The organism is Variovorax sp. F042, from assembly GCF_057814215.1.
This window is the reverse complement of the sequence record NZ_JBVASX010000019.1, coordinates 46,859-59,446: the sequence shown is the minus strand read 5'-3', so window position 1 is coordinate 59,446 and position 12,588 is coordinate 46,859. Positions and strand designations below refer to the sequence as shown.

The following is a 12,588-nucleotide window of genomic DNA, read 5'->3' as shown; positions in this document are numbered from 1 at the left end:
ATTGACCCCGAGCACCCGCCGCCCGGGGTTCACCAGCGCAGGCGCAGCCCCACTTGCCCCTGCACGCCGGTCTGCTCGGTGATGCCGATGGCGCTGGTGTACGCCAGGCCGCCGTAGACCGCCAGCGTCTTGTTCACCTGGCCGACAACGCCGCCGCCGACTTCGAGCGCGCTCGAATTGCGGCGGTTGACGACCTGGTCGGTCGGCCCGAAGTAGATCGCGTTGCTGCCGCTGAAGGTGTGCCACAGGTTGACCTTCAGGTACGGCTTCCAGACGCCGCCGCCCGCGTCGAAGCGGCCTTCGAGCCGCGCGCCCAGCCGGCCGGTGACGGCGTTGTCGCGCTGGAAGCGCACGGTGGAAAGGCCATCGTCGAAATCGTCGATCGAGCTGCGCTGCCAGATCAGCTGCGCCTGTGGCTGCAGCGTCACGGTGTCGCTCAGGGCAAACGGATAGCCCGCTTCCAGCGATGCGGTGATCGTCTTGCCGTGCGGCCTGCCGCCGCGGCCGAGCGTGGAAATCGCGTCGGTCTTGAAGCGGGTGGCCATGAGCACGGCGTCGCTGTACCAGCCGCTGCTCGCAATACGGGTCCAGTACGCGCCGAGGCTGTAGCCCTCCACGCTCAGCCGGCCGGCCGCCTCGTTGGTGGCGCCGTCGGCGACGCCGCTCGCGCTGCCGCTGGCGCGCGTGTAGCCGCCCAGCACCCCGACGCGGTTGCGTCCGCCGGCGGCGTCGGTGCCCACCAGGAAGTCGTGGCCGAGCTGCAGGCCGTGGACGTTGCCGTCGAACTGCGGATTGGCATCGCCGCGCAGGCGCTGCCGTGTGCTCTCGCCGAACACGCGGCCCCACGAGGCCTGTCGGCCTTCGCTGTCCCCGTCGCCGGCCAGCAATTGCTGGTCGCCCTGCCGGTCGTGGAAGCTGCCCAGCTGCGCGAGCCCGAGGCGGCGCACCGCGATCGGCAGGGCGCTGTAGAGCGGGACCTCGGGCCGGTAGAGCTTGACCGGTTCCACCGACATGGCGGCTGGCGGCGCGCCGGGCACCGGCGGTGTTTCGTTGAGGACTGCGAGCGCTTCTGTCAGCGAGCCCACCACGGTGCCGCCGACCAGGTAGCCGTTGTTGCGCAGGTACCAGTTGTCGGGGTTGTTGCCGGCCGCGCCGCCTCGGAACAGCCGGTAGTTGTAGGCGCCGGCCTCGACCGCCTGGGTCAGCGAGAACGCGGTGGAGGCCGTGGTGGCGCCGTTGAGTGCCTGCACCACCAGGATGCCGTCGGCCAGCGTGGGCGCGCCCAGGCCGCCGCGGTTGACCACGCGGATGCCGGTGCTGCCCGATGCCGCGCCGCCGTCGATCACGAGCTTGTCCGAGGGCGAGTTGTCGCCCGTCAGCACCGTGTTGACCTGCATCAGCGCGCCGCTGCCGCCGAAGTAGTTGCCGCGCACGGTGAAGGCCCCGAAGTTCACGCCGTCGTTGGGGCCGGGCAGCAGCGTGCCCTGGTTGGTCACGTTGCCCGCGAAGGTGCCGGTGCCGGCCACCGTTGTGCCGGGGAGCACCGTGATGACGGGGCTCGTCAGCGTCGCGGGGAGGTTGAAGCGGCCGGACTCCACCCGTATCGAGTCGGAGAAATTCGCGTCGGTCAGCCACGACCATTCGGTGCCGCGCATCGTCAGGTTCTGGAAATTGCGGAACGCGTTGTCCACCGTGCCGGTGCCTTCGAGGAAGGTGCTGGCAGTCTTTCCGACGCCGCCGTCGGCGCCGCCCCGGATGACCGAGCCGGTCTGCAATATCAGCGTGCCGTTGCCCAGCGCGCCCATGTAGATCGCGTCGGTGTTGGCGGCGCCGCCGTGTCCTTCGATGGTGCCGGCGTTGACCAGCACGTCGTTGCCGTTCTGGCCGCGATAGCCGTAGCCGTTGGCGCTCGACAGCGTGCCACCGGCCCGGTTTTCCACGCGCGAGAAGAAGCTGGAGCCCAGAGTGTTCGCATGCACCGCGTCGGCGCCGCCCGCGGGCGAGTTGGCACCGGTGGTGGTGATGGTGCCAGTGTTCACCAGCAGGTTGGCGACGAGGTTGCCGCCCTGCAGGTAGACGCCCTTGGCCGAGGTGCCGCTGGTATTGATGGTGCCGTTGTTGATCACCGTGTTGCCCGGGCCCAGCATGGAGACGCCGTGCGAGCTGCCGCCCGTGGTGCTGATGCTGCCGTTGTTGGTGATGACCGTGCGCGTGCTGCTGTTCGACGTCACCAGGATGCCGGAGGTGCTGCTGCTCGTCGTGCGGATGGCGCCGTTGTTGGTCAGGGTGTTGTCATTGCCCGTGGCGACCATCGCCGCGCGGGCAGAACCCGAGCCGCCCGAGACGGTGATGGTGCCGTTGTTCGTGATGGTGCTGGCATCGCGCACCAGCAGGACCTGCGTGGCATTGGTGCTGAGCGTGGCGCCGTTGTTCACGGTGATGCCGACGCCGGTGCTGCCCGGCGTGGCGATCACGCTGGCCGAGCCGGTCGTTGCGCCGTCGCAGACCACGGAGGTGTTCGAGCCCGGCGTGGCGGTCGGCGCGCAGGCGGCATAGGCGCCATCGGCGGCCAGCGTGGCGAGCGTTGCCGCAAGGCAGCGAACTAGAGGGGAAGGGGAAGGAAGGTGACGCGGAATCCGATGCGATCGCGCGATGCTCATGCTTGCTCCTTTGTCTTTGTTCTTGGTTGTCTCTCGTGCACGACCCTGAGGCTGGGCGGTCGTTTGGCCATTTGCCAAGACATTTGGCACGATTAACAATCAAGAAACAATCGAGCGAATGTTTGCATGTTGCTGTAGTGAGACGGCGCGGGCGCCGGTGTCTTTCAGGCCGCCACGGCCTGCGTCTTGCGGCGCGGCCACGGAATGAGCAGGCATGCGCCGAGCAGCGTGACAACGCCCACCAAGCCGCAAAACAGGGTCACCGAAAAGCGCGGAACGACGGTGCCCAGCGCGAACGAGACCGAGAAGATGCCCAGGTTGAGCAGGCTCGCGTGGTACGAGTTGATGGTGCCCCGGCAGCGCTCGGACAGGGCGCTCAGCCTGGCATGGCGCCCATCATCGGGCCGGCGAGCACCTCCGCCGAACCGATGAGGAAGAGGCAGCCGAAGAGCGTTGCGATCTGCGAGGTTTTCATGCTCATCGCCGCACCACATAGCGCGTGACCACGGGCGGCGATTCGCCGAGGTGAAAGGCCAGCCGCCGTTCGCGCAATGCCATGTCGCTGGCCGTCGCGCGATTGAAGCGGCGCAGGTGGTCGGTCCACGATTCGTCGACGATCTGCTCCACGTAGCGCTCCGGCTGCGCGATGTCGTGCAGCAGCTCCCAGCCGATGGCGCCCTGGCTCAGGCGCGCGCGGCGGGTCTGCTGCATCACGAGGTGGAAGGCGGCGGCGCGGGCCGGGTCGATCATGAATTCGACGGTGATGACCACGCGGCCGTCTTCCTGCGGCGCCTCGGTCGGCGGGCCGGCGGCCCAGCCGGCCTGCGCGGGGCTGGTGTCGTCCTCGCCGCTCACGTCGGTGACCCAGCGCAGGGCCATGAGCATCAGCAGCGTGCCGCTGATGGCGGCGACGGAAAGGCTGGCGACCAGCGAGGTGACCGTGGCCACCTGCCCCCAGATCGCCGCGCCGATCGCGCTCGCGCCCATGATCGCCATCTGGTACATCGACATGCCGCGCGCGCGCACCCAGTCGGGCAGTGCGAGCTGGGCCGACACCGACAGCGAATTGGCCACCGTGATCCACGCCATGCCGCCGAAGAACATCGCCGGCACCGCGACCCATGCGTTGGGCGCGAAGGCCATCACGGCTGTGGCGCCCGACTGCAGCAGCGTGCCGCGCAGCACCAGCTGGTCGCGCCCCAGCGCCTGGCGCAGCCGTGGCAGGAACAGCACCGCGATGATCGCGCCCGCGCCCATGGCCGCCAGCAGCAGCGTGAAGGTGCCCGCGCCGCCGCCCTGGAGGTTGCGCGCCAGCAGCGGCAGCAGTGCCAGCAGTGCGGTCGAGTGGAAGAAGAAGATAGAGATGCGCGTGAGCACCGCGCGCATGCGCTGCGACTGCCGCACGAACTGCACGCCCACGCGCATCGCGCTGATGAGCTTCTCGCGGCCCAGCGGGTTGGGCGTGTGCTCGCGCCGCCAGCGCAGCACCACGAAGCCCGAGGCCACCGACAGCACCGCGTTCAGCGCAAAGACCCAGATGCTGCCCGCGCTCGCGATCAGCATGCCGGCCGTGAGCGGGCCGACGATGCGCGAGGCGTTCATCGCGATGCCGTTCAGGCCGAGTGCGGCCGGCAGCTGCGGCCGCGGCACCAGCTCGGGCACGATGGCCGCGAACACCGGCCAGCGCAGCGCCAGGCCGATGCCGTTGGCAAACGTGAGCGCCAGCAGCAGCGGCGCGGTCATGAGGTCGAGCGCCAGCGCGGCGCACAGCACGATGGCGGTGCCGGCCAGCCAGAACTGCGTGGCAACCAGCCAGCGCCGGCGGTCGAGGATGTCGGCCAGCGCGCCGCTGGGCAGGCCCAGCAGGAAAACCGGCAGCGTGGAGGCCGACTGCACCAGCGCCACCCAGATGGGCGAGGTGGTCAGCGAGGTCATCATCCACGCGGCGGCCACGTCGTTCATCCACATGCAGATGTTGGCGACGAGCCATGTGCTCCACAGCATGCGGAACACGGGGAGCTTGAGGGGCTCGAGGGCCGCGAGCTTCGTTGGCTGCGGCCGCGCGGGCGGGATCGGTGTCTCTTCGGGGGATATGGGTGGCATGTGCCGCTATTGTGGCGCGGCCTCTTCTCTCAACCCCGGTCGCTGCGTGCGAGGCGGTGTTCGAGGCGGCGCAGCATCGTCGTGAGCACCAGCGTCATCACCCAGTAGATGACCGAGATCGCTAGGTACGGCTCCCAGTAGCGCGCATAGGCGCCGGCCACGGTGCGCGCGGCATAGGCCAGCTCGGCCAGGCCGATGGCGGAGACCAGCGAGGTGTCCTTCAGCAGTGCGATGGCGTTGTTGCCCAGCGGCGGCAGCATGCGGCGGAAGGCCTGCGGCAGCACCACGTAGCGCATCACCTGCGCGGGCGAAAAACCGATCGAGCGGCCGGCATCGAACTGTCCGCGAGAGATCGATTGGATGCCCGCGCGGAACACTTCGGAGATGTAGGCGGCCGAGTTGAGCGTGAGCGCCACCACGCCCGAGATGAGCGCGCCATGCTCCTGCTTGAGCGTGCGCGCGAGTTCGCCGTCGATCAGGATGCCCGAGGTCGGGTGGATGAACACCGGCATCACCGCGAAGTGGATCAGCAGGATCTGCACGAACAGCGGTGTGCCGCGGAAGAAGCTCACGTACACCGTGGCCGGCCAGCGCAGGAAGAAACGCGCCACCCAGGTCCACGGCGCATGGCGCGGGTGCGCCAGGCGTGCGAGCGCAAGGCACAGCCCCCAGCTGGAACCCAGCAGCACGCAGACCACCGTCATGCGCAGCGTCATCCAGGCGCCCTGCCAGAACAGGTCTTTGTATTCCACGAGGATGTCCCAGCGGAACCATCCGAAAAGCAGCACTGGTTGTTCCATGCTTGCGTCCTCAACTCTCAGTCAACGAAAAACGAAACGGCCGCGTGAGGGCGGCCGTGTTCAGGGAAATGCCGTGCGGCTCAGCGCACGTTCGGGTCCTTGTTGAACCACTTCTTGTAGATCGTCACGTAGCTGCCGTCGGCGCGAATGGCCGCGAGGCCGGCCGTGAGCTTGTCGAGCAGGGGCTTGTCGCCCTTCTTCACGACGATGCCGAAGCCTTCTTCGGGGAAGGACTTGTCGTCCAGCGTCTTCAGCTCGGGGTTCTGCGCCACGCGGTAGGCGATCACGCCGTTGTCACCCATGGCTGCATCGACGCCGCCGCCGGCCAGCTCGGAAATGATGAGCGGCGTGCTCTCGAAGCGGCGGATGTCGGGGTTGGTCTTGCCGAATTCGCGCGAGGCGATGTCGTCGGCGGTGGAGGCGCTGACCACGGCGATCTTCTTGCCGGCCAGGTCCTTCAGCGAGGCGACCTTGCTGTTCTTCGGCAGCGCGATCAGCTGGCGGGCCGCGAAGTAGGGAGGCGTGAAGTCGTAGCTCTGCTTGCGCTTCTCGTTGATGGTTACGCCCGAGATCACGAGGTCGACGTCGCCGTTGTTCAGCGCGCCGAAGATGCCGGTGAAGGGTGTGTTGACGATCTTGATCTTCAGGCCCTGCTGCTTGGCGATGGCGTTGATGATGTCGATGTCGAAGCCGACGATCTGCTTGTCCTTGTTCTCGAAGGCGAAGGGCGCGTAGGTGGCGCTGGAAGCCACCGTCAGTTCGCGGTTCTGGGCCTGGGCGCCAAGGGCGAGCGTGGCGGCAGCGAGGCCCAGGGCCAGGGCGCGGCGGAGTGGATTCATTCGGGGTCCTTGCTTTTTCGCCGTCCGGCGGGAGGTGGTGGGCGGGGATTTTAGGCTGTCGCTATCGGCCCCCCGGGGCGCTCCCTGGAGTGCGGGGCTAACTAAGGTTCTCCGGGAGAGATGAAGGGCATCGAGGAGCGATCGCGGCCTGCTGACTAGTATCCGGAGCTTTCCGGCTCAGGAGCCTTGCATGACGACCTCGCGGCTTGCTTTTCTTCTCTGTGGCATCGGCCTCACATGCAGCGCTGCGAGCGCGCTGGCGGCTGATCCTCCGGCGCCGCGCTTCGATCCGCAGCGCCTGTCGCAGATCGTGAAGACGGTTTCCGGCGACGACTTCGAGGGCCGCGCGCCGGCTACGCCAGCGGAGGCCAAGACGGTCGACTATCTCGTGGCCCAGTTCAAGGCCGCGGGCCTCGCGCCCGGCGGCGATCTCGAAAATGGGCGGCGTGGCTGGACGCAATCGGTGCCGCTGGTGAAGACCGAGTTCCACGGCACGCCGCGGCTCATGCTCCAGGTGGGGGCTCATAGCGACGCGCTCGTGCAGGGCGAGCAGATCGCGGTGCGCGCCGCGCTCGACGGCTCGACCACGGTTGCGATCCAGCAGGCGCCGCTGGTCTTCGTGGGCTATGGCGTCAGCGCGCCCGAGCGGCGCTGGGACGACTACAAGGGCGTCGACCTGAAGGGCAAGATCGCCGTCGTGCTGGTGAACGACCCCGACTTCGAAACCGGCAGCGGAGACTTCGGCGGCAAGGCAATGACCTACTACGGCCGCTGGACCTACAAGTTCGAAGAGGCCGCGCGCCGCGGTGCGCTGGGCGTGCTGATCGTGCACGAGACCGCGCCTGCCGCCTATGGCTGGGCCACGGTCAAGAACTCCAATACCGCGACCATGCTCGACATCGAGCGCGAAAAGCCGGCCGCCGTGCATCCGAAGCTGGAGGGCTGGATCCAGCGCGAGGTGGCGGTCGATCTGTTGCGCCGCGCTGGCCTGGACTTCGAGGCGCAGAAGAAGTTGGCGCAAACGCGCGACTTCCAGCCGCAGCTACTGAAGGATGCGAGCCTGTCGGCCGAGTACGCGATCGATCGGCAGGTGATCGTCTCGAAGAACGTGGTGGGCCGCATCGAGGGCCGCAAGCGGCCCGGCGAGACGGTGATCTATAGCGCTCACTGGGACCACCTGGGCGTGGGCGCGCCCGATGCCAGGGGCGACAAGATCTACAACGGCGCGGTCGACAACGGCACGGGGCTGGCCGCGCTGATCGAGATGGGCCGCGCCTTCGCGAGCGCGCCCAGGAAGCCCGAGCGCTCCGTCGTCTTCCTGGCCGTGACGGCCGAGGAGCGCGGCCTGCTCGGCTCCGAGTACTACGGCGCCAAACCGCTGTATCCGCTGGCGCGGACCGTGGCTGTCATCAACATGGATGCGCTCGGCCCGGAAGGCCCGGCGCGCAATTTCAGCACCTCGGGCAGCGCGGCCTCGCAATTGCAGGATCTGCTGGTCGAGCAGGCTAAGGGCTTCGGCCTGGCCTATGCGCCGGACCCGCACCCCGAAGCCGGCTATTTCTTCCGCTCCGACCATTTCTCGTTTGCCAAGCGTGGTGTGCCGGCGTTGTCCTTCGCCTCCGGCAACGACTTGGTGGAAGGCGGCCTCGCGGCCGGCGAAGCGGCCAGCAAGGCCTACACCGCCGAGCGCTACCACCAGCCGGCCGACGAATGGCGCGCCGACTGGTCCTTCACCGGCATGGCGCACGACCTGCCGCTGCTCTATCGCGTGGGCGAGACGCTGGCCAACAGCCGCCGCTGGCCGGAGTGGGGGCAGGGGTCGGAATTCCGCGCGATCCGTGAGGCCAGCCGAGGGGAGCGGCGCTGATCCAAGACGCCTAAGACGCGCGCGTCCGAGCGGAACCGCCGAGATGGCCCAGCGGCAGTGCGCTGCTGGCCTTTACCTCGCCCAGCGAGAAGCTGGTGTGCAGGTCTTTCACGTTCGGCAGGTTCATGAGGTGCTGGCGCGCGAAGGTCGAGAAGCTGTCGAGGTCCTGCGCCACCACCTGCAGCTCGAAGGTGCCGGTGCCGCTGATGTAGTGGCAGGCGATCACGTCGGGCAGCTTGCGGATCGCGTCTTCGAGCCTGCGGGTGGCCTCGTGCGTGACGCGCTCGGTGTCCACGCGCACGAAGGCGAGCACGCCCAGGCCGATCTTGTGGCGGTCGATTTCGGCGTGGTAGCCCTTGATGAAGCCGGCCTCTTCCAGCGCGCGCACCCGGCGCCAGCAGGGCGCAGCCGAGAGGCCCACGCGCTGCGCAAGCTCGGCGTTCGTGAGGCGGCCGTCGGCCTGCAGTTCTTGCAAGATTGCGAGGTCGAACTTGTCAATGCTTTCCATGGATGGCAATCTTAAGCAAGATTCTTTCTGGAAGCGGGTTTTTCAGGGCAAAGAACGCAAACACCTGTCGCGGACCCCGGCATACACTTTGCACGATCATGGGCTCGTGCCCTATCCGGGCACAGACCCACAGTAATCAGCCAGGCTCACAAGGCCCTGCCATACGGAGACAAAGAACATGAATGCACCGCTACCTGCGCACATTCGCAAGGCCCTGGAGACCGTCACGCTCGACGACAAATACTCTCTGGACTACGGCCGTGCCTTCATGAGCGGCGTCCAGGCCCTCGTCAAGCTGCCCATGCTGCAGCGCCTGCGCGACCAGCAGGCCGGCAAGAACACCGCCGGCTTCATCAGCGGCTACCGCGGCTCCCCGCTCGGCGGCTACGACCAGGCGCTGTGGAAGGCCAGCAAGTTCCTCAAGGAACAGAGCATCGTCTTCCAGCCCGGCGTGAACGAAGAGCTGGCCGCCACCGCGCTGTGGGGCACGCAGCAGCTGGGCTTCTCCCCTCAGGGCACCAACAAGTTCGACGGCGTCTTCGGCATCTGGTACGGCAAGGGCCCGGGCGTGGACCGCTGCTCCGACGTGTTCAAGCACGCCAACATGGCCGGCACCACCGAGTTCGGCGGCGTGATCGCTGTGGCGGGCGACGACCACATCTCCAAGAGCAGCACGGCCGCGCATCAGAGCGACCACATCTTCAAGGCCTGCGGCACGCCGGTGTTCTTCCCGGCGAACGTGCAGGAAATTCTCGACCTGGGCATCCACGCCTTCGCGCTGAGCCGCTTCTCGGGCGTGTGGTCGGGCATGAAGACGATCCAGGAAATCGTCGAGTCCAGCGCCACGGCCATGATCGACCCCGAGCGCGTCGAGATCGTCATTCCCACCGACTTCGAAATGCCGCCCGGCGGCCTGCACATCCGCTGGCCCGACCATGCGCTGGAGCAGGAAGCCCGGCTCATGCACTACAAGTGGTACGCCGCGCTGGCCTACATCCGCGCCAACCGGCTGAACCACAACGTCATTCAGGGCCCGAACGACCGCTTCGGCATCATGGCCAGCGGCAAGGCCTACAACGACACCCGCCAGGCGCTGATCGACCTGGGCCTGGACGACGCGGCCTGCCGCCAGCTCGGCATTCGCCTGCACAAGGTGGGCGTGGTGTGGCCGCTGGAAGCGCAGCTCACGCGCGAATTCGCCACCGGCCTGCAAGAGATTCTGGTGGTCGAGGAGAAGCGCCAGGTCATCGAATACCAGCTCAAGGAAGAGCTCTACAACTGGCGCCCCGACGTGCGGCCCAACGTGGTCGGCAAGTTCGACGAGGGCGAGGTACATGCGGCCGAGGGCTACTCGGGTGGCGAATGGTCGATGCCCAACCCGACCTCCCACACGCTGCTGCGCGCCAACGCCGACCTGAACCCCGCGCTCATCGCCAAGGCCATCGCCACGCGCCTCAGGAAGACCGGCCTGCTGGCCGCCGCCGGTGCCGACATGGCCGCGCGCATCGACGCGCAGCTCGCCATCCTCGAAGCCAAGGAGCGTTCGATGGTGGTGCAGCAGGCTTCCACCAGCGTGGTCGACGCCACGCGCCAGCCCTGGTTCTGCTCGGGCTGCCCGCACAACACCAGCACCGTGGTGCCCGAAGGCTCGCGCGCAATGGGCGGCATCGGCTGCCACTTCATGGCGACCTGGATGGACCGCTCCACCATCGGCTTCACGCAGATGGGCGGCGAGGGCGTGCCATGGGTGGGCCAGCAGCCCTTCACGACTGACCAGCACATCTTCGCGAACCTGGGCGACGGCACGTACTTCCACAGCGGCCTGCTCGCCATTCGCCAGAGCATCGCGGCGGGCGTGAACATCACCTACAAGATCCTCTACAACGATGCGGTCGCCATGACGGGCGGCCAGCAGGTCGGCGAACGGCCCGAAGGCCACTCGGTGCTGCAGATTGCCGAGAGCCTGCATGCCGAGGGCGCCAAGAAGGTCGTCATCGTCACCGACGAGCCCGAGAAGTACGAGGGCGTGAACATCCCCGGCGACCACGTGCAGGTCAAGCACCGCGACCTGCTCGACGACGTGCAGCGCGAGTTCCGCAAGATCCCCGGCACCACGGCCATCATCTACGACCAGACCTGCGCCACCGAGAAGCGCCGCCGCCGCAAGCGGGGCACAGCCGTCGATCCGGCCAAGCGCGTGGTCATCAACGAGCTGGTCTGCGAAGGCTGCGGCGACTGCAGCGTGCAGAGCAACTGCCTGAGCGTGGAGCCGCTGGAGACCGAATTCGGCCGCAAGCGCACCATCAACCAGAGCAGCTGCAACAAGGACATGAGCTGCCTGAAGGGCTTCTGCCCGAGCTTCGTGACGGTTGAAGGCGGCCAGCTCAAGAAGAAGGGCAAGAACAAGGCGGCCACGCCGGCCGAGTTCGGCCTGCTGCCCGAGCCCGCGATTCCGTCGCTGGTGGGCGGCAAGGTCTGGGGCGTGGTGGTGGCGGGCGTTGGTGGCACCGGCGTGATCACCATCGGCCAGCTGCTGGGCATGGCCGCGCACATCGAGGCCAAGGGCATCGTCACGCAGGACGCGGCCGGCCTTGCGCAAAAGGGCGGCGCCACCTGGAGCCACGTGCTCATCGGCGACACGCAGGACGACATCCGCACCACGCGAGTGGGCACCGCGGCGGCCGACCTGATCCTGGCCTGCGATCCGCTGGTCACGGTGAATGCCGAAACCATGGCGCGCATGCGCGAAGGGCGCACGCACGTGGCGCTCAACAGCCACAGCGCACCGACGGCCGCCTTCGTGCGCAACGCCAACTGGCAGAACCCCGAAGACGCCTGCGCAGCCGAGATCGCGCGCGCCGTGGGCATCGACGGCATGGGCACCTTCGACGCCGACGCCGCCGCGACCACGCTGATGGGCGACACCATCTACGTCAACCCGATGATCCTGGGCTACGCCTGGCAGAAGGGCTGGATCCCGCTGGAGCACGAGTCGCTGATGCGCGCCATCGAGCTGAACGCCGTGGCGGTCGAGAACAACAAGACGGCGTTCGAATGGGGCCGCCAGGCAGCGGTGCGCCCCGAAGAACTGCAAAAGCGCGTGCGCCCTGGCCAGGTCATCGAGTTCAAGAAGCGCGAGTCGGTCGAGGCCATCGTGGCGCGCCGCGTGGAGTTCTTGACCGGTTACCAGAACGCGGCCTATGCCGACGAATACAGGCAGTTCGTGGGCAAGGTGCAGCAGGCCGAGTCGGCCACCGGCAAGAGCACGGCGCTGACCGAGGCGGTCGCGCGCTACCTGTTCAAGCTGATGGCATACAAGGACGAGTACGAAGTCGCCCGCCTGCACACCGACCGCACTTTCCTCGACCGCGTCGAGGGCATGTTCGAAGGTGACTACAAGCTCAACTACCACCTGGCTCCGCCGATCATCGCGAAGAAGAACTCCAAGGGGCAGCTGCAGAAGCAGAAGTTCGGCCCCTGGATGCTGACCGGCTTCAGGTTTCTCGCGAAGCTCAAGGGCCTGCGCGGCACGGCGCTCGACATCTTCGGCCGCACCGAAGAGCGCAAGACCGAGCGCGCGCTGATCGGCGAATACCGCGCCAGCATCGAGGAAGTGATCGGCGCCCTGCGCGCCGACAACCACGCGCTGGCGCTGGAGATCGCCAGCCTGCCCGAGCAGATCCGCGGCTACGGCCACGTGAAGGATCGCAACCTGGCAGCGACCCGCACCCGCTGGAGCGAGCTGATGGCCAAGTGGCGCAATCCGCAGGCGCAGCGCGTGGCGGCCTGATCCAGGATTGCTGGAGGTCGG

7 protein-coding genes are annotated in these 12,588 nt (G+C 67.7%); 2 read left to right on the top strand and 5 right to left on the bottom strand.

Annotation, left to right across the window (positions count from 1 at the left end; genetic code table 11):
* Positions 1-29: 29 nt before the first annotated feature.
* The 4 genes from ACZYSP_RS33040 to ACZYSP_RS33025 all read right to left on the bottom strand — a co-directional run bounded on the left by ACZYSP_RS33040 (position 30) and on the right by ACZYSP_RS33025 (position 6,402).
* Complete coding sequence (locus ACZYSP_RS33040) at positions 30-2,660, bottom strand: autotransporter family protein (protein WP_489018786.1); 2,631 nt, start codon at positions 2,658-2,660, stop codon at positions 30-32.
* A gap of 477 nt (positions 2,661-3,137) precedes the next feature.
* Positions 3,138-4,763, bottom strand: a complete 1,626-nt coding sequence (locus ACZYSP_RS33035) for an MFS transporter (RefSeq protein ID WP_093055350.1) — start codon at positions 4,761-4,763, stop codon at positions 3,138-3,140.
* A 29-nt stretch (positions 4,764-4,792) separates the two neighbouring features.
* Positions 4,793-5,563, bottom strand: a complete 771-nt coding sequence (locus ACZYSP_RS33030; protein WP_093076217.1) for an amino acid ABC transporter permease — start codon at positions 5,561-5,563, stop codon at positions 4,793-4,795.
* 80 nt (positions 5,564-5,643) lie between these two features.
* The gene (locus ACZYSP_RS33025) at positions 5,644-6,402 is read right to left on the bottom strand and encodes a basic amino acid ABC transporter substrate-binding protein (RefSeq protein WP_093055354.1); all 759 of its coding nucleotides are present in this window, start codon (positions 6,400-6,402) and stop codon (positions 5,644-5,646) included.
* Positions 6,403-6,592: 190 nt separating this feature from the next.
* Between ACZYSP_RS33025 and ACZYSP_RS33020 the strand changes: the two genes are divergently transcribed.
* Entirely contained in the window at positions 6,593-8,269 is a 1,677-nt protein-coding gene (locus ACZYSP_RS33020) for a M28 family metallopeptidase (RefSeq protein WP_489018783.1), read from the top strand.
* A 10-nt stretch (positions 8,270-8,279) separates the two neighbouring features.
* Here the strand turns inward: ACZYSP_RS33020 and ACZYSP_RS33015 are convergent, their stop codons facing one another.
* A complete protein-coding gene (locus tag ACZYSP_RS33015) occupies positions 8,280-8,777 on the bottom strand; it encodes an Lrp/AsnC family transcriptional regulator (RefSeq protein ID WP_093055358.1) in 498 nt (165 codons plus the stop codon).
* Positions 8,778-8,955: 178 nt separating this feature from the next.
* On the opposite strand from ACZYSP_RS33015, the gene ACZYSP_RS33010 reads away from it, so the two are divergent.
* Positions 8,956-12,567, top strand: a complete 3,612-nt coding sequence (locus tag ACZYSP_RS33010; protein WP_489018781.1) for an indolepyruvate ferredoxin oxidoreductase family protein — start codon at positions 8,956-8,958, stop codon at positions 12,565-12,567.
* Positions 12,568-12,588: the final 21 nt, after the last annotated feature.